The sequence below is a fragment of the Thalassospira sp. MCCC 1A01428 genome, from assembly GCF_002115825.1.
GTDB lineage: Bacteria > Pseudomonadota > Alphaproteobacteria > Rhodospirillales > Thalassospiraceae > Thalassospira.
Window position 1 is genome coordinate 24,570 of the sequence record NZ_JFJZ01000033.1, and the last position, 19,179, is coordinate 43,748.

Annotated in this window: 12 protein-coding genes; 1 reads left to right on the forward strand and 11 read right to left on the reverse strand. The window is 54.0% G+C overall.

Features of this window, described 5'->3' with window-relative positions; genetic code table 11:
• Positions 1-12 precede the first annotated feature (12 nt).
• The 11 genes from THS27_RS19615 to THS27_RS19665 all read right to left on the reverse strand — a co-directional run bounded on the left by THS27_RS19615 (position 13) and on the right by THS27_RS19665 (position 18,360).
• Entirely contained in the window at positions 13-621 is a 609-nt protein-coding gene (locus THS27_RS19615; protein ID WP_168184952.1) for a GNA1162 family protein, read from the reverse strand.
• 19 nt (positions 622-640) lie between these two features.
• Positions 641-2,242: a tetratricopeptide repeat protein gene (locus THS27_RS19620; protein WP_085593759.1), complete on the reverse strand. Its 1,602-nt coding sequence runs from the start codon at positions 2,240-2,242 to the stop codon at positions 641-643.
• 59 nt (positions 2,243-2,301) lie between these two features.
• Positions 2,302-6,270 (reverse strand): hypothetical protein, encoded by a 3,969-nt coding sequence (locus tag THS27_RS19625; protein ID WP_085593760.1) that lies wholly within the window; start codon positions 6,268-6,270, stop codon positions 2,302-2,304.
• Between the two features lie 11 nt (positions 6,271-6,281).
• Positions 6,282-8,522, reverse strand: coding sequence for a hypothetical protein (locus THS27_RS19630; protein WP_139835673.1), 2,241 nt, complete (start codon positions 8,520-8,522; stop codon positions 6,282-6,284).
• A gap of 533 nt (positions 8,523-9,055) precedes the next feature.
• On the reverse strand, positions 9,056-9,865 hold the full coding sequence (fdhD, locus tag THS27_RS19635) for a formate dehydrogenase accessory sulfurtransferase FdhD (RefSeq protein ID WP_246833040.1): 810 nt from the start codon (positions 9,863-9,865) through the stop codon (positions 9,056-9,058).
• A 207-nt stretch (positions 9,866-10,072) separates the two neighbouring features.
• Complete coding sequence (locus tag THS27_RS19640) at positions 10,073-10,297, reverse strand: formate dehydrogenase subunit delta (protein ID WP_085593763.1); 225 nt, start codon at positions 10,295-10,297, stop codon at positions 10,073-10,075.
• 212 nt (positions 10,298-10,509) lie between these two features.
• Positions 10,510-13,389: a formate dehydrogenase subunit alpha gene (gene fdhF / locus THS27_RS19645; protein WP_085593764.1), complete on the reverse strand. Its 2,880-nt coding sequence runs from the start codon at positions 13,387-13,389 to the stop codon at positions 10,510-10,512.
• Between the two features lie 4 nt (positions 13,390-13,393).
• A complete protein-coding gene (locus tag THS27_RS19650; RefSeq protein ID WP_085593765.1) occupies positions 13,394-14,950 on the reverse strand; it encodes an NADH-quinone oxidoreductase subunit NuoF in 1,557 nt (518 codons plus the stop codon).
• Positions 14,947-15,399: a formate dehydrogenase subunit gamma gene (locus tag THS27_RS19655; protein ID WP_085593776.1), complete on the reverse strand. Its 453-nt coding sequence runs from the start codon at positions 15,397-15,399 to the stop codon at positions 14,947-14,949. The genes THS27_RS19650 and THS27_RS19655 overlap by 4 nt, the downstream gene beginning before the upstream one ends.
• A gap of 127 nt (positions 15,400-15,526) precedes the next feature.
• The gene (locus tag THS27_RS19660; protein ID WP_085593766.1) at positions 15,527-16,426 is read right to left on the reverse strand and encodes a LysR family transcriptional regulator; all 900 of its coding nucleotides are present in this window, start codon (positions 16,424-16,426) and stop codon (positions 15,527-15,529) included.
• Between the two features lie 185 nt (positions 16,427-16,611).
• Positions 16,612-18,360, reverse strand: coding sequence for an OFA family MFS transporter (locus THS27_RS19665; RefSeq protein ID WP_085593767.1), 1,749 nt, complete (start codon positions 18,358-18,360; stop codon positions 16,612-16,614).
• A 449-nt stretch (positions 18,361-18,809) separates the two neighbouring features.
• Between THS27_RS19665 and THS27_RS19670 the strand changes: the two genes are divergently transcribed.
• A complete protein-coding gene (locus THS27_RS19670; RefSeq protein WP_139835674.1) occupies positions 18,810-19,148 on the forward strand; it encodes a hypothetical protein in 339 nt (112 codons plus the stop codon).
• The last annotated feature ends 31 nt before the right edge of the window (positions 19,149-19,179 follow it).

The following is a 19,179-nucleotide window of genomic DNA, read 5'->3' on the forward strand; positions in this document are numbered from 1 at the left end:
ATCAAAGTGTTTTTAGTTACCAGTTTTGGTCCGGGTCATATTGGCAACCATCTGGTTGACCAGACGTTGGGCAATGATGCTGACGCTGTCACGGGCAAAGGTGCCCTGGCCGACAATGCCGGAACTTGCCGTCCAGACAATTGAGCCATCGCTGATATCAACCAGGCGCATATTCATGCTGACAGACGGTTCTTCGCGCAGGCCATATTGATAGCCATATTCCGAAACACTACCCGTCAGCACATATTGTACACCCAGTATTTCGCCCAGTTGGCGGGCGGAAACAGTGCTGTGCGCGCCGACGGCGCTGGTGGCGGAATTTTCGCTTGCAAGTGAATCATAGGTTTGCGTCACATTGCTTTCGGGCTGTACTGCAAGGCCGGTGGTTGCACGAAGCGCACTGACGGCCAGGTAAGACGCAACCTGGCCTGCTTCCTCGCTGTTGGTCAGGTTATCAAATGGCATCACGGCAATGCTGTTGCCCGGTGCAAGCGAAACCGGGGCACTGGCGGTAACGATCTGGCGGTCGCCCCCGGCACAGGCGGCCAGCATCAGGCCAAGGGCACCTGTTGCCAGCATGTTGCGCCACATCCGAAATCGCCCGTTGGTTTGTGTTTTCATGGTGCTGTCCTTTCCCGTCCTAGAAATATTGTTTGATCGAAATGCCGATAAAGGTGGAACCGCTGCTGCCCACACTGTTTGATGAATTGGCAGTATGGCCAAATGACAGGGTTGTTTCATATTGATCCGCCAGGTTGCCGATCAGGGCGCCGTTAAACCCGAAACCCTGTTCCCCGTACCGGTCATAGCTATAGGCAACGCCGGTTGACAGGGTAAGATAGTCGGCCAGGCGGATATCATGGCCGATCGAAAATTCGTGAACTTCGCGCCGGGCAACATCCAGCGGGCGAAAGCCGGTACCGTCCTGTGCTGTTTTGTCTGTTTCTGACAGCGGATATTCGGCATCCAGCCGATACCCGGCAAAAACCGGAATGGTGTAAATATCGAAATTATCACGGATATACCCTTCCAGCCGCCAGGTGCGGGCGAGGTCTTCGTTACCCTTTAACCCGTAACGGTTAACAGATGTGCCGACGCCAATGTCCCAGTCGTCGCTGGTGACAATGTCATAGGTTACGGCCAGATTGTCGCGCGTGCCATATTGCACAACAGCGCTTGTCTGGTCCCAATAGGGTTGATGGTAATCAAAACCGATGGCGGCAATACCGGGCAAAATATTGCGTTGCCATTCTGCCCCGATGCCGGGGGCGTTTTGGGTGGCATAGCCCCGGTATTGCAAAATATCGCGGGCGGAAATTTCCTGATCCAGCTTTAAGGCCAGTTTTTGCCGTTCGCCTGTGAAACCTTTGTTTGCACCGTTACGATTTACAAACGGGTCCGCATCGATATGGCGGTTTTCAAGGTCCATTTGTAATAACAAATCGTCGCGGATAAAGGCCCGTCCGTTGATGGTCGCAACAATTTGGGTGTTGCTGCTGCCATTGTCCTGGAACTGTGCGCCTGCGCCAATAAAGGACCCGTTTTGTTTTAAAATATCCTGGCGGGCGCGCACAATTGCCGGGTCATGGTTATGACTGATAACGCGGCCATACTGGCGGGCGGCTTCACGCCAGTTACCACTGCGATATTCAACTTCGGCAAGGGCATTGCGGGCTTCGATGCTGTCGGGGGCGTTTTTCAGGATCTGGCCTAGAATTTCACGGGCATGGCCATATTGGCCCAGTTCCATGCGCGCCCGGGCCTCGATAATTTCGCGGCGGCTTTCAGCGGCTTCTGCTGCCGCATTTGTTTGGGGAACCTGCACCGGGGCAACTGCCGAATCCGTTGTTGGTTCGGGCGCATTATAGCTGACCGTAAGCTGGTCGTTATTCTGGGAAATTGCAAATGTGCCGTCAAATGCCATTTCCATCAGCAATACGTTATAGCTGGTTTGAACGGTTAACACCTGTTCGGGGTAAGTGCCGATCAGGGTGTTGATGTCAAATTCGCCAATCGGGTCGCTAAAGCGCACAATCAGTTCCCGGCCATTGGTCATGACGGTGTTGTCCGGGGAGTTTTTGAGGTCCAGCACCATGTTGAAATTACGGGTGCCATCACTGGTGATGCGGGCATCGGTAATTTCGGCATGGGCCGGTGCCGCCAGCCCGGCGATACCGGTGCAAAGCGCGATTGTGTATAGCCCCCTTAGGGTTGCAGCATTGCCCACATTATTCCCCTTCATTCCCTCGAAATGCCCCTGACGCTGGAAAAATCTGTGTGTTTTTATGTGTATTAAACCGGTCATGGTCGGCGTACCCGTTGCAGGGCGCGCTGCGGCGATTTTTGCAAAAGGCGTGTTTCGGCAATATCGGCAATAACCCCGGCATCACCGGGCCGGTCGCGCAACAGCCCGGTGAAAACGGCAACCGCATCGTCATAGCGTTGCAAACGTTGCAACAGTAATCCTTGCAGATGGCGCATATCGAAGGTTGGTTTGGTTTGCTTTTGCAGCAATTCCAGCGACGTACGGTAATTTTGTGTTGCTGCCTTTTGCCGCCCCAGCCGGTCGTATGATTCGCCCAGTTCATAATAGGTTTCATAATCGCCCGCCGGTTTAAGTGCCAGATAACGTTCAAGATAGGCCCGGGCGTTGTCAAACTGTTCCTTGCCAAAGGCAAATTGCCCCATGATGCGGAACGGTTCGGGGGCTTTTTTGTCTATCACGGTCAGGCGTTCGGCCATTTGCTGTGCCAGGCCTTCAAAATTGCCGGCTTGTGCTGCGGCCATCAGGTTTTTCAGGCGTGCGGGGTCGCTGGCGGCCAGCTTGCGCTGGTCATCAAGCAGGCCCAGCAAGGCCGCCCGGTTACCCGATTTTTGATAGGTGGCGATCAAACGGTCAATAAAATCGCCGTTGTCGGCATATTGTTTGGCGTATTCTGCCAGCAGTTTTTCCGCCCGCGCCGGGGCAAAGGCATTGCTGGCAATATCAAGCCATGCCAGCCGGGTTTTGCCGCTGGACTGGTTAATACGGTCTGTAATCCAGTCGGCCTGTTGGTCGGTCAGGCGTGGTCCCCACAAAAACAGCAATGTTTTGGCAGCTTCGCTGTCAGGTCCGGTATTGGCTGCCATGGTCTGGAAAATTTGGGCCGCCGCTGTTTTCTCGCCCGCGGTTAGCAAGCGATAGGCAATTTCCTGGCGTTCGCGGTTGCCAAGGCCCGGTTGCCCGGCCTGCCGGGTTAAAAAGGCAAAGGCTTCCTTGCGACGACCCAGTGCCGACAGGGCATCGAAGTAATAGTTACCCCATTCAATGGACTGGTCGGCCCGTTTGGCAAGTTCGGGCAATACGGCGTCATAGGCGTTAAGCCCGATCAGGTCATAGACCAATTGGGTTTTGCGCGGTTCGGTGCTGTTTTGCAGGTCCTGGCCCAGCAGGGTAACCAGTTCCTTACGGCCCGGCCCCCCGGTATTGACGCTTTGGCGCAGGGTTTCGACATACAGGTTTCGATAGTCATCGTTGGCGAACGGTAAATCGCGCGCCAGCGCCAGCGCACTGGCAATATGGCCGGCACGCAACTGGGCATCGGCCAGGGCAAAGCGCAATGCCGGATCGTTCGGCGTCAGATCAAACTGTTTTTGCGTGGTGATAATTTCGGTTGCCAGATCGCCCGATTGGCTGGCCAACCCTTGCAAGGTTGCCAGGTCGCCGATTTGATTGGGTTTCCAGCTATAACCGGCAATCCATGCCCGAATATCAGCCGGTGTTTGTGGTCCGATTGCCAGAATAGACAGGGCAAGCTGCGTGTTAAAACCCGGTTGTGGCGATGCGATGCGGTTTATAAAGCGGGTTCCGTCATTGGTGCGGTTCAGGCTGCGAAACAGCAGGGCGGCTTCGGGCAGGCTGGCATCATCCAGCGATTTGGCGCGCTGCAAGGCATCAAGGATTTGATTAAGGGCCGATGTTGCCGCTGCGTCAAATATATTGGCGTTTCCAACTGCATTTGCCGTGGTCGATGCCGGGGCCTGTGTGCCAATAATTTGCCAGATGCGCGCCATTTGCAGCAATGCCGCAGGCGAACTGTCGTTTAAATGCTGCAGTGACTTTTGCAGCATTAACCGCGCCTGATCAAAATTCTTGTCGGCGAAGTCGGCCCGGGCCGAGGCAAGATAAAACCACATGTCGCCGTCGTGCAAGGTGGTTTCCTGTTGTAAATAAGCCTGGGCAAATTTGATGTCGCCGGTATCAAGGGCGCGGTCGATCAGAAGGGCGCGTAACCAATCGGGCAGTTCGCCGTAACGTGCCAGGATATCTTCATGCAGGGTGGCGGTTTTATCCACCGATATGGCGGCCTCGATATAGGCCGCAAAACTGGCAGATGAAAGCTGGCTTGCGGGCACATCAAGGGCGGCGATGGTGTCGTAAAGGTCTTTGGGGCGGTTGGTTGCCAGTGCTGCCGATACCCAGATATCGGTCAGGTCCATATGGGCGGCAAAATCGGATTTATATTTTTCCGTCAGATTATAGGCCCGCGCGGGTTGGTTAACATCCATCATGAATTGCGCCAGCCGGGTGGCATTGGCAGGTGTCAGGGTTTCGTCGGGTAACTGATCAAACGCATCATTCAGACGGGCGATGTCGTTTTGCAGCCATATGGCTTCAAGCACCAACAGGCGGTTATCCAGGCTGGGCTGCTGCCGGGTCATTTCGCGGGCAAGCTGTTCGGCAAAGCCATATGCCCTGCCCTGGGATGCGGTGGAATAAAGGGTTGAAAGAAGATCGGCATCAAGCTGGTTGCCGTTGGTATTGGCAAGCCATTGTTGTGCCAGGTCACCGTGGCCCGTGGCCGCATTTAACAGGGCCAGCGCAGCCTGATTGCGAAAAACCGGGTTATCTTGCAGGGCCGGTGCCAACAGGGGCAACCCGTGGGTGGCTTCACCCAGTGCCACATACAGGCTGGCAATGCTGAAAATATCGCCATTTTTGGGGGTTGTTTTTGCAAGCTGGTCCAGCACTGGCAGCAAATCGCTGGTGCGGCCCAAATCGTTTAGCAGCATCGCCAGTTCATAGCGGTTGGCAAAACTCATGTCGGGTTGGGCAAGGGCACGGCGGATCCACTTGCCGGTATCGGCATCATCCTTGCGCAGCATGGCGTATCGCGCCCATAAAACCGGTGCTCCAAGGCGGACATCTTCGGGGATGTTTTCAGCAAAGCTGGCAGCACTTTGTATGTCGCCTTTTTGCAGGGCAATCTCCAGGCCGTAAGACATGATGTCGGGCAGTGCGGCATAGGGATGTTGCCCGACATAGGCAATGGCATCGTCGAGAGTTCCGGCACCAACAGCGGCTCGCACCGCAACGGCCCAGCCATCCTCGGTCAGGTTGTTGCTGGCAATTAGCGGGGCAAGAACGGCCTGTGCATCTGCAATGCGGTTATTATCCAGCAGGGCGGATGCATAAAGAACCTCCAGCTGCGGGTCGGTTTGGGCCGGGATGGTGCGAAGTGCGGTTAAAATATCAATCAACTGGCCCGGCTTGCCACGGGTCTGGTACAGATTTGCGATGACGCGCGCGGTGGCATAAACCGGCAACTGGCGCATCCAGTCGCTGGCAAATTGTGCGGCCTGTTCGGGGTGGCCGGTATCAAACAGCAAGCGCAGCTTTAATTCGGCCAGGGTGGGGGTAAAACCATTCGGTTTTGATAGCAACGCATCGACAAAATCGATTGATTTTTCGGAGTGTCCCAGGCTGGCATATAGATATACAATCGATACCAGGTCGTTATTTGTGGCCCAGCCCCGATCAGCCAGTTCGCGTAATACGCCGATCTGGTCCTGATAGCGGCCCATGAAATTGTAAATGTTCGACAGGCTGCGTAACAGGGCTTCTGTTGGCGCGATCTGGCGTAAATCCTCCAGGGTGCGGGTATAGTCATCTGGCCGCTGGGCATATTGGTAATAGGTGCCAAGGTCGGTCAGGACTCGGACCGATGTCGGGTCTTCGCGGTGCAGTTCCTCGAACAGGGCAATGGCGTGGTCAATTTCACCATTTTGCAAATAAATACGCGACAGGGCACCATAAACATCAATGCTGCGGTTACCGGCGGCGTATTCTTCTTCGTAAAACTGGCGGGATTTAACAAAATCCTTGTCGCGAAAATAGATGTTCGCCAGTTCGCGTTTGGAGGGTACCAAAAACAGCCCGGACATAATCACCGCGCCCGTCATCGCAATGATGACGCCCAGACTGGTTAAATTTATTGTCCCCAAACGCACGGTGTTGTTGCCTATTCCGTCACAGGTTCAAGGATAAGGTCGGCACCGGCAATGCCATCAAGCGGAATGGTGAAATGCAACATGCCTGTGCTATCAGCCGTTATGATTTTGCGCCATTCGGGCCGGTCCTGGCTGGCTGTAACACTTGCTTTGTAAACAGCAGATGGTTTTGTCCGCCATTGCATTTCGCCCGCTCCGAAACCCTGTATTTTCATATGGAGAATGCCGTGGTCATTTTGAATATCCCATGCCCGCCAGCGGCTTGAAATAACATAGGGTTGGCTTGCCTGCGGGTATCGTTGTGCTGTTTTACCTGCATTTACCGCAATCACAGGGGTATCGACGGCTTCGTCCAACGCAATATACAGGCTGCCCTGATAATGGGTTTGCCCAATGACGCCGCTGGAATTGTCAAAATCCACCGAAAGATATGTACCATTATCAAAACGGATGGTTTCTGCCTTGCCGCGATTGCGCACGCGCCAGCGGCCATCGCTGGTTTTTTCAATTTCGGCGGTGAAAAAACCTTTGCCCAGTCGGGCATAGCGGCTGGCCGTAATGGGAATAATCGACGATTTTCGGGCCAGTTCCAGATTGGAAATCACTGCGTTGCGGCTGGCAATTTTTTCGCCCGAATACATGTGATAGTAAATATTGAACGGGCGCAGACGGATCGGACTTTCGGTATTTTCAATGGTACTGGCGAGATAGCGAAACCCGAAATAGCGGTCAGACCATAGCCTTGTATAGGTGTTTTCGTTACTGTTCGAGGCGTAAATCTGCACAGTTTTCCCAACGCGCCTTCCCACCGGGGCAACCCATGCCAGCGAGGGATAATCCGGGTCCCATCGGCTATCTCCTCCATTAAGGTTGGGCAAATCAATGCTATCTGCCATGGCAATGGCGGCTTCAAACGGGGATGTGTCGCCCGACCATTGCAGCAGTTCGACCTTTTTGCCCTTGGGGGCAAAGGTGCTGATATAGTCGGCGGCACCGATAATTTCCTGATGTAAATCGAACGGGCGGCGAATATAGGCGCGTGGCAATTCATAGGATTTTTTCAGGCCGGTATCCGATGCATCGACATCATCGGCAACGCCCAGAAATTCCAGAACCCGGGCGGACATATCATGGGCATTTTGCCCAAAATCGCGTGTTTCGCGTTTGGCAGAATATTTGTCAAAATAGCTCCACTGGAACGGGTGGGTATAGGTATGCGAGGCAGCCTCAACCTGGGGGGCGGCGAACATTTTGCGCGCAATATCGCCGGTTCGTTTGGTCCCGGCCCAGTTCGGGTCAAGATCGGCGGCAATGGGGGCTACCGAAACCGGCAGGTCGGGATAAGGGGCGATAAAATCGCGATAGACCACTTCGGAATCCAGCAAGGGTTCATCGTCGTCGCCACGGATTTCGCTGATATTACGCCAACCGTCACCATCAATATGCGAATAGTAAATCCGCCGCCCCATCAACGTGGTGGTATCTATTTTCGGGAATTCTTCAAGATTGAACGCACGCGAGAAAAATTTGAACGGGTTTAAAATCCATTTTCGGTCATGCTCGTTGCGCCCGATGCGCACGGCATAGCCATCCTGTACAAACCCGCCCGACGGGCCAAACGCCCCCAGAACATAGTCACTATTGCCTTGCGGTGGTTTGGCCGAAACAAAGGGCACCGAGCCGTTTGCACTGCGTTCGACAGCGTAAAAAGGCGGCAGTGGTTTTACAATTTCGGATTCATATCCAGTCATGTCCGGGTCAAAATGGCTAACGCTGAAATCAAAGGTAAACTGTTCCCAGTCGCCAGTATAACGCCCGCCCAAACGGCTTAGAACCCGATTGACTCGCGCCAGTGACACCGTTTTCCCATCCAGGTTTTGCAAAAAAGACCAGTCGCCCAGAATAACCACTCTGGTGCCGGCATTCATTTGCGCATCAAGCCATTCAAGAAAACCTTCCGGGTCGGGAAGACGGTCAATCTCCATCCATACCAAAATGCCGCGAAACTCGTGTGGATCGTTAAATTTCGGCAATCCCTTGCCTAAATCAAAATGGGTTACGGTCAGGCCCAGATAATTCAGGACAGTTTCCGCCAGTGTGTGGCCGGGCGTAAAACGGGGTTTGGGGTCTTCCGGCGAATAATAAACAGATGCAATTTCACGCGATACAGGGCGCGCCTGCGCCATCGATATTGGGGCGAGAACTGCAATGCACAGAAAAAGTACCCGGAAAATGTTTAATAGAGAGGCCAAGCGGTCACCCATTTGCCTGCGGTGTGCGTGGTCCCGGCAGGGTTGAAGTTGGATATATTTGACGATCCAGAATGCTCTTTTACGCTTAACGTATAGTAAATTATAGTAAAACTTATACATTTAGTTCGTATTATAGACGTTCTTATTATCCATAGGTGAATGACAATAATTCGCACCTTGTTGATGCAAATAAATATGGTGATCCTTGGTACGGATTTAAGTGGTGAAAGGTTCAATTTTTAAGGGAACTGCCATGCCATCCGTTTTCGATGTTGCAATGATGCAAATCCGTTACGGTGAACGCGTGGCGAACGCATGGAAACACCATTCTTATGAGGCAACTGCCGTATGGCGGTATGGTGCCTCATCGCGCAGAGACTTTATTTCGGAGAATTTGTGCGGTGCTGCGGGGCCCTGATATGCCGCAAATGCCTTGAAACCGGATTTTTGGGACTGGCCGGTTTAATTGGGCCCAGATGAGCGGTTTTGATCAGCGCCTATTGATCTTGCGGCTTGCAGGTTAGGCCATTTTCCTATGCAAAACGGCGAAAAAGACCACGCCGTTCACGGCAAATCAGGGTTAACCCCGCCTGCCTGGCCAAATTCACGGCCGTCAATGTGGGGCCGGAAAGTGTGACCAGCCCGCCAATACCGCATTGCACGGTTTTGGCAACAATTTCATAGGAACACCGGCTGGTCATTAAAATGAAGCCCCCGACGGGATCGATATTTTGCCGGGCAAGGGCGCCGAGGACTTTATCAAGGGCGTTGTGGCGGCCTATATCCTCGCGGGCGAGCAAAATTGTGCCGTTGGCATCGGCGAAGGCGCTGGCATGAAGCAGGCCCCCACCGGTTTTGTTACGGCTTTGGAATTCAGGGAGGGCATCAATGGCCGCAAGCACAATATTTTGCGGCATGTTCCCCGGTATGACCTGGCGTGTGGCTTCGGTCGGGATGGCTTCCAGCGATTGTACACCACATAATCCGCAACCGGATCGCCCCTCAAGGGTGCGTTGCCGGCTGGTCAGGGCGTCAATGCAATCTTCGTCCAGGTCCGCCTCAATGACGTAGCCGCGCAAGGTTGACCTGACATCGGTAATAACGATCTGCCGACTATTTTCTATGATGCCTTCGCTCAGGCAAAAGCCGATAACAAAATCTTCCAGATCATAGGGTGATGTCATCATGACGGTATGTGATTTACCGTTAAACACCAACGCTGCCGGAACTTCGGGTTGCAGCAACAACGCGTCTTCGTTGTCATTGTCCCGGGTGATGGCGAGGGCACGGTCTTGCGAGCGATCATCAAACATATGGTTTTCATCGGCGGCATCATGGGTCAAGGGTCGTACCGCTTTCATCCTGAAACAGTGAAGGTCTTGTATCAAAGCCCGTTTTTCAAAGTCTGCTTTGTTTTCCGGTGCCAGTCACTAAACCGGATTTATTAGTTGTCAGCACAGCATCTTGCGGGGAAGGGCCGGGCGCAGATTAAAGCAACCCTGTTTCCTCTGTTGCGCGACAGGCCGTATGATCCGGCTTTGCCGGGTTGGTCAGGCGGGTTGTTTTACCTTGCGAATGGCGGGGGCAGCTTCGATGACTAGCGGGTCAAGGCCATTGCCGCCTTTGGCGATATGGTCAAACAGGGCGGTGCGCATACGGGGTTCCCAAAAATCACTGATATGCCCGGCAATGCCTGGCACAGCTGTTTCTGCTGGTTGCGATTTAAAGAAGGTCGCAATCTGGTTGGCCATGTAAACAAGTTTTTCAGGCGTCATAAGTTCATTCTCCTGCCAGCAACCCGTGCCGCATCATACAGAAATATGCAATTTTATAAAAACCTGCACCTTGAAACGGTTTGGTCGCCCGTTCGGTTCCACATGTTAATGTGGCGGGGCAATTTTATCGTTTTTCAGGCCAGGTTTGTCGGCAAATCGAAAGCGGATATTTGTGGGCACCGACAAAAGAGGCGGTGCCCGCAAAAGGCTGGTTATTCAGCTGCGTCAATGGTCGGCAAAATACGACGGGCCTGTTTGGCCTGTTCGTCATATTCGACCTGCCATTCCGTCGGCCCGTTCGAGGCCGAAACCTGCACTGCTGTTACCTTGTATTCGGGGCAGTTGGTGGCCCAGTCGGTAAAGTCGGTGGTGATCACGTTGGCTTGGGTGCCGGGGTGGTGGAAGGTGGTGTAAACCACACCGGGCGATACGCGATCGGTGATTTTGGTGCGCAGGGTGGTGTCGCCCGACCTTGATGCCAGACGGATCCAGTCACCATCGCGAATGCCGCGTTGTTCGGCGTCATGCGGATGAATTTCCAGAAGGTCTTCCTCGTGCCAGACGCTGTTTTGCGTGCGCCTTGTTTGCGCACCAACGTTATATTGGCTGAGGATACGCCCGGTGGTGAGCAATAGCGGGAAGCGCGGACCGGTTTTTTCATCGGTCGCAACATATTCGGTGACGACAAACTTGCCCTTGCCGCGCACGAACCCGTCAATATGCATGACCGGCGTGCCCAGCGGGGCTTTTTCATTACACGGCCACTGAACCGATCCTTCGCGTTCCAGCAAGTCGTAATTCACCCCGGCAAAGCTGGGGGTTGTGGCGGCAATTTCGTCCATGATCTGTGACGGGTGGGTATAGTTCCAATCCAGCCCCATGGCCTTGGCCAGGTTCTGGGTAACTTCCCAGTCGGCATAGCCGTTTTTGGGTTTCATCACCTTGCGCACGCGGTTAATGCGGCGTTCGGCATTGGTAAAAGTACCGTCTTTTTCCAGGAACGTTGAACCGGGCAAAAACACATGGGCGTAATTGGCGGTTTCATTCAAAAACAGGTCATGGACGACAACACATTCCATTGCGGCAAGGCCGGCGGCCACATGTTTGGTATCGGGGTCGGACTGCAAAATGTCTTCGCCCTGAATGTAAATACCACGGAATGTGCCATCAACAGCGGCGTCAAGCATGTTGGGAATGCGTAAACCGGGTTCGTCGTTCAGTTTAACCGACCACAGTTTTTCAAAAATATCGCGCGCACCATCATCGCTGATATGGCGATAGCCCGGCAGTTCGTGCGGGAAAGACCCCATATCGCACGATCCCTGCACATTGTTTTGCCCGCGCAGCGGGTTCACACCCACGCCGGGACGGCCAATATTGCCGGTTGCCATTGCCAGGTTGGCAATCGCCATAACAGTGGTTGATCCCTGGCTATGTTCGGTGACGCCAAGGCCATAATAAATGGCGCCATTGCCACCGGTGGCAAAAATGCGGGCGGCCTTGCGCATTTCATCGGCCGGAACACCCGAAATCTTTTCAATTTCTTCGGGGCTGTTTTTGGCATCGGCAACAAAGGCTGCCCAGTCTTCAAATTCAGACCAGTCGCATTTTTCGCGAATGAAGGCTTCGTCAAACAGGCTTTCGGTGACAATGACATGGGCCAGTGCCGTGAGCACCGCGACGTTGCTGCCAGGGCGCAGGGGCAGGTGGGCAGCAGCCTTAATATGCGGGGAACGGACCAGATCAATCCGGCGCGGGTCAATCACAATCAATTGTGCCCCGGCACGCAGGCGTTTTTTCAGGCGCGATGCAAAAACAGGGTGTCCGTCGGTCGGGTTCGCCCCAATCAGAATGACAACATCGGTATGTTCAACGCTGTCAAAATCCTGGGTGCCAGCCGAGGTGCCAAAGGTGGTTTTCAACCCATAGCCGGTGGGCGAATGGCAAACACGGGCACAGGTATCGACATTGTTATTGCCAAATCCGGCCCGGATCAGCTTTTGCACCAGAAAGGTTTCTTCGTTGGTGCAGCGTGACGAGGTAATGCCACCAATCGATTCCTTGCCATATTGTTCCTGAAGGCTGCGGAACTTGTTGGCGGTATAGGTCAGGGCTTCTTCCCACGAAACTTCGCGCCACGGATCGTTGATGTTCTCGCGGATCATGGGGTTTAAAATGCGGTCCTTGTGGCTGGCATAGCCATAGGCAAACCGGCCCTTAACGCAGCTATGGCCCCGGTTGGCCTTGCCATCCTTATAGGGCACCATACGTACCAGTTCATCGCCGCGCATTTCCGCCTTGAACGAACAACCGACCCCGCAATAGGCACAGGTGGTGACAACCGAATGTTCCGGCTGGCCGATTTCAATAACCGATTTTTCCTGCAAGGTTGCCGTCGGGCAGGCCTGCACACAGGCCCCGCACGATACACATTCGGACGACAGGAAATCTTCGTGCATACCCGGCGAGACGCGCGATTCAAACCCGCGCCCTTCAATCGTTAGCGCGAATGTGCCCTGTACTTCTTCACAGGCCCGCACACAGCGCGAACAGACAATACATTTGCTGGGGTCATAGGTGAAATAGGGGTTGCTTTCGTCCTTGGCCATATAGCGGGGGTTTTCCTCGCCATTTTGCCGGGTTTTGACGTGGTTTTCCCCCTCATAGCCATAGCGCACATCGCGCAGGCCGACGGCACCGGCCATATCCTGTAATTCGCAATCGCCATTGGCAGCACAGGTCAGGCAGTCCAGCGGATGGTCGGAAATATAAAGTTCCATTACCCCGCGACGCAGCTTTTTAAGCCGGTCATTCTGGGTGCGCACCACCATGCCATCGGTGGCGGGCGTGGTGCAGGATGACGGGGTGCCACGGCGGCCTTCAATTTCCACCAGACACAGGCGGCATGACCCAAAGGCATCAACCATATCGGTTGCGCACAATTTGGGAATTTGAATGCCCGCTTCCATCGAGGCGCGCATGACAGATGTGCCTTCGGGCACGGTGACGTCAAAGCCATCAATATTCAGTGTGACGGTCTTTTCGGATGTGACGGCAGGCGTTCCGTAATCAATCTCTGTAACCAGGGACATTTTCTTACTCCGCTGCAATATCAAGCGCGCGTGGCTTGAAATCTTCGGGGAAGTGGGTCAGCGCACTCAAAACCGGATAGGGGGTAAAACCACCCAACGCACAAAGGGAGCCGAACTTCATTGTGTCGCACAGATCATGCAACAGCTCGATCTGGGCTTCGGGTTCTTCGCCTTTGGCAATTTTATCAACGGTTTCAACGCCACGAACGGCGCCAATACGGCACGGTGTGCATTTGCCACAGCTTTCGATGGCGCAAAACTCCATCGCAAACCGGGCTTGCTTCATCAGATCGACGCTGTCGTCAAACACAACAATACCGGCATGGCCGATCAGGCCGTCGCGCTTGGCGAATTCTTCGTAATCAAACGGCGTATCAAACAGATCGCGCGGGAAATAGGCCCCTAAAGGTCCGCCTACCTGCACGGCGCGCACCGGGCGACCGGTGGCCGTGCCGCCGCCAATGTCGTCTACCAGTTCGCCCAGTGTCAGGCCAAAGGCCGTTTCAAACAGGCCGCCAAATTTGATGTTACCGGCAAGCTGGATGGGAATAGTACCACGTGACCTTCCCATGCCAAAATCACGATAAAATTCCGCCCCCTTATCCATAATGATCGGAACGGATGCCAGCGACAGCACATTGTTCACAACCGTTGGGCGGCCCAGGAAGCCTTCAAGGGCAGGAAGTGGTGGTTTGGCGCGTACAACGCCGCGTTTGCCTTCAAGGCTGTTTAACAGCGATGTTTCTTCGCCGCAAACATAGGCCCCGGCCCCGGTGCGTACTTCCATGTCGAAATCATATTCCGAGCCCAGAATGTTTTTGCCCAGAATGCCGCCGGCACGGGCCACTTCAATGGCTTCTTTCATCACGCGGATGGCGTCGGGATATTCGGAACGGGTATATAAATATCCTTTGGTCGCCCCGGTGGCGATCCCGGCAATGGCCATGCCTTCGATCAGAACAAAGGGCTCGCCCTCCATGATCATGCGGTCGGCAAAGGTGCCGCTGTCGCCTTCGTCGGCATTACAAACGATGTATTTTTGCGGGGATTCTGCCCCTAGCACCGTGTTCCATTTAACCCCGGTGGGAAAACCGGCCCCGCCGCGACCGCGCAGGCCGCTATCGGTGACTTGCTTTACAATATCGGCCGGTTTCATGGTGACGGCCTTGTCCAGCCCGGCAAAGCCTTCATAGGCGCGGTAATCTTCTATCGAGAGCGGGTCGATAATACCGCAGCGGGCAAAGGTCAGTCGGGTCTGTTTTTTCAGGAACGGAATATCCTCGGTCGGGCCAAGGGCAAGCGGATGGTCGCTGCCTGCGATGAAATCGGCATCAAACAGGCTGGCAACATCTTTGGGTGTGACCGGGCCATAGGCAAAGCGCCCGTTGGGGGTTTCCACCTCGACCATCGGTTCCAGCCAGTACATGCCGCGTGATCCGTTGCGAACCAGTTTGGCATCCAGGTTGCGCGCACCAATTTCGTTTGAAACGGCGATGGCAACGTCATCTGCGCCAAGCGCGATGGACCCGGAATCCAGCGGGACGTAAATTTTAATGGTCATGAGCGTGCCTCCCCGATCAGGGTATCAAGGCGGTCTTCGTCGACACGGCCCACCAGTTTGTCATCCATCAGGGCGGCAGGCGCACAGGCGCACAGGCCCAGGCAATAAACCGGTTCTAACGTAATGGCGTCATCGGCGGTGGTTTCGTGCCAGTCCACATTCAGGGTGCGCTTTGCATGGTTTGCGACGCGGTCAGCCCCCATCGACTGGCAGGCTTCTGCCCGGCATATTTTAAGAACGTGGCGACCCGGATGTTCTTCCCGGAAATCATGGTAAAAGCTGGCAACACCATGGACTTCGGCACGGCTTAAATTCAGGCGGCTGGCAATAATTTGCAGGGCGGGTTGCGGGACAAAGCCAAATTCCTTTTGCACATCATGCAAAATTGGCAATAACGGGCCTTCCAGCTCGGCACGCGCATCAACGATGGCACCGACCCGAACGGACATTTCCTCGGTCGTAACAGATAAAGACAATGCAGCCTCTCTCACAAAGCAGTCTTTGTTTATTTTTATCAGTGTCGGCAAAACCGTCACTGCGTTCAATAGAGCGTTCCCGTTACGCGATAGCAAAACCTTATCGATCAGATTGCTGCGCTGCGGCAATTCGGGTTGCCTCCTTTAACAGCGCGGCAATAATGGGGGTTTGCGGTTCGCGACTTGCGGTAATCAGGCCGACCTGATGGCGGGCATCGGGATTGGTGATTGGGACAGCCCGAATGCGGTCGGGCAGGCCAAAGGTCTGAATCATTTTTTCAGGCATAATGCTGGCCCAGTTCCCGGTTTGCACATGGGAAAACAGCGCAATCATCGAATCCGATACCAGTGTCGGGTTGGCGTCAACACCGGCTTCGGCCAAATGATTATCGATGATACGGCGATTTTGCATGTCCGGCGTCAGCAGGCATAGCGGCAGTTTGCTGGCTTCGTGCCAGGTAATGCTTTCATTTTGGCAGTGGTCCGCATGGATGGACGTCACCAGTAAATAGCGTTCGTCATAAAGCGGCACCTTTGTCACCCGGCCCAACGGTTCATTGTCCAGGTATGTAATCCCGGCATCGACTTCCAGGTTTTCCAGCAAAGCGCGGATTTCGCCCGATGTGCGTGAAAGCACCGAAAAGGTAATATCGGGGTGCTTTTCGCGAAACGGTGTCGTCAGTTCCTGCACCATGGCAAGGGCGGTAGGGATGACGGCAATTTTGACCTTGCCGGTCAGGCCCAAGCGCATGGCACGCATTTCATCGCGCATGGAACGTGCACTGCCAACAATATGCCGGGCCCAGTCCAGTACCCGTTCGCCTTCCAGGGTCAGCCCCTGAAACCGCGATCCGCGCCGTACCAGCATCACACCCAACTGGTCTTCCAGTTGCCGGATGGCACTGGAAAGGGTGGGCTGGGTTACGCCACAGGCTTCGGCGGCATGACCAAAATGCTGCTCGCGGGCCAGCACCATAAACATCTCAAGTTTGTCGATCATTGTTGCCCCGTACCGGTCATACTATGCATCCCGGTCCGTTTAAGGTGGTTTTGTTGCAGGCAGGTTAACCGATTTGGGGCGGATACCTGCAACAAAACCTTTTTCGTTATGTGGGTATTATTGTGAAAATACCCGCATTAACGAACTGTGGCACCCCTTTTTGGGGCACCACAATCCCTGATGGTTCAGGCTTTCGAGGCTTCGGCTGCCGTTCTGGCATCTTCGGCGTCAAAATCGTTATTGCCTGCTGTTTCCATGTAATGTTTGTCATGGATCGGTTTGACCAGCGCATTGGCGATCAGGCCAATGACCAGCAAGCCCGCCATGGCATACATGGTGGTGTTATAAAGGCTTGATGTCGGGTCAATCGTGCCGGCAGGGGCAATTTCCATCAACCGGGCGATGGTTACGGTTTTCGCCGCTACCAGCTGGTCGATCTGTTCAATGCCGGCCCCGAATTTTTGCTGGAAAGCAGCCGGGTCAATTTTGCTGGCCAGATCGGTAATGGAATTGGTTACCGATGCCTGACGTAACTGCGTAATGGCAAGCGGGCCAAGGACGCCAGCCGTGCTCCATGCGGTAAGCAACCGGCCATGAATACCACCGACATATTTGGTGCCGAAAATATCAGCCAGATATGCCGGTACGGTGGCAAAGCCGCCGCCATACATGGTGAAGATAATCATGGTTGCGGCATAGAACATCACAAGCCAGGTAATGGCCGGGTTGACGCTGACCTGCTCGGCGGCAAACGGGATCGACAGATACAGAATGATGCCAAGGATGAAGAAGCAGAAATAGGTGTTTTTGCGCCCGATATAATCCGAGATCGAGGCCCAGAAAAACCGCCCGCACATGTTAAAGACCGAAATCATAAACACATAGGTTGCGGCAAAGGCCGAATTGACGACCAAAGGCAGGGTCGACCCGAAAATTTCCGACATCATGGTTTTGGCAACGCCAATCACCCCGATGCCAGCGGTCACGTTAAAGCACAGAACGATCCATAGCAGGTAAAACTGCGGGGTTTTCAATGCCTGGTCAATATGGACGTTTTTATGCGTGATCATACGCTTGGATGCGGCATCTTCGGTCGGCGGGGTCCAGCCGGCTGGCAGCCACCCTTCGCGCGGTACGCGATAGGAAAAGGATGCAATGATCATGACAATGAAATAGGCAACGCCAAGGGTAAAGAAGGTGGAAGCCGCACCGGTGTTACCCGTGCCAACCACATAAACACCTTCTTGCAGCGGAACCGGGGCAGATGCCACCTGTGCCGCACCGGCAACAACCACTTCCACCATCTGGCCGCCAACTTCGGCCATGCGTTTGCCGCCTTCGGTGACCATGTTGATGGCACCTTCGGCACCCAGGTAATCCGGGGCCTTATAGAAAAATGCCAGCAACGATTCCTTGATCGGCGTTGCAATCATGGCGCCGCCGCCAAAGCCCATAATGGCCATGCCGGTTGCCATGCCGCGCCGGTCGGGAAACCATCGGATCAGGGTTGATACGGGCGATACATAACCCAGACCAAGGCCGCAGCCACCAATGGCACCATAGCCTAGATAAACCAGCCATAACTGGTGGGTCATAATGCCGAAACCACCAATGATGAAACCGCCACCCCAGCAAAATGCGGCAACCACACCCACCATGCGCGGGCCGACTTCTTCCAGCCATTTGCCACCAAAGGCGGCGGCAAGACCCAAAAAGACGATGGCGACAGAGAAAATCCAGACTACAGATTTAAGGCCCCAGTCCCCCGACGAGGCCGCAACCACGCCAAATTCCTTGATCAGGGGCGGGTTAAAAATGCTCCAGGCGTAAACGGAGCCAATGCATAAATGAATGGCGATGGATGCTGGCGGAACCTTCCAGCGGTTGAAATCGTCATGCGCGACGATATGTTCCTTTTTCAGGCTATCAAACATTCAGATTTTCCTCCCGGTATTCTGTTTTTTCAGACCCTTGATCGGTCCGTCCGTGGTTGACCGGAGCAAACATCACCGCAAAACCCGTGCCATTTCTTTCAATGGCAGGGTTTTGGCGGGGTTATTGGAAGGTTTCTGATTGTTTTCATCTATCGACCGATTGGGAGGCGGACAAATTGTCCAACTATTTTTGAAATATCACCGCTGATAGGGACATTTTGTCCAACACGCGAGGCGAGATTGGTTGCCAATGCTGCGCAGCATTTTGGGTGCATATACCGGGCTTGCCCGGGTGTTAAAGCTTTGTGTGTGGCTGTGTTAGCTTAATTGCCATAATGAAGCCCGAAAGCAGGTCTTTATCCATTTTTATTGATCAAAATGTAACCGTTAACGGGCTTATTTCTGTCCGAAGTTATGGTTTGCCAACGGATAAGCAGGTGATTTGGAAAATGCGTATTTTAAATATTATGCAGGTTTTTGCCGGTGTGGTGCTTGTGGTTTCCTATGTGCAAATGGCGCAGGCAGGGCAAAGTGCCGCGGCAAGCTGGACCGAAAAGAAATGTCGCCTGTTTACAAATTTCAGTATTGAAAATGGGGGTGAGGGATCCGGTTTGGGACAGGATTTTTTGACCCGTCAAAACCGGTTTATCCAGTCGGGCTGTGTCGCGCGCATTCATGTTTGCCCGACTAGCCCGGCCGAACTGGACTATGCCAATCGCATGTCGATTTTAATGATCAATGAAGGGGCAACAGGGTCGTTTTTACCGTTCCTGTGCGATCAGCAATAATATCAAACCATCATGAAACAGCTATTAGGCA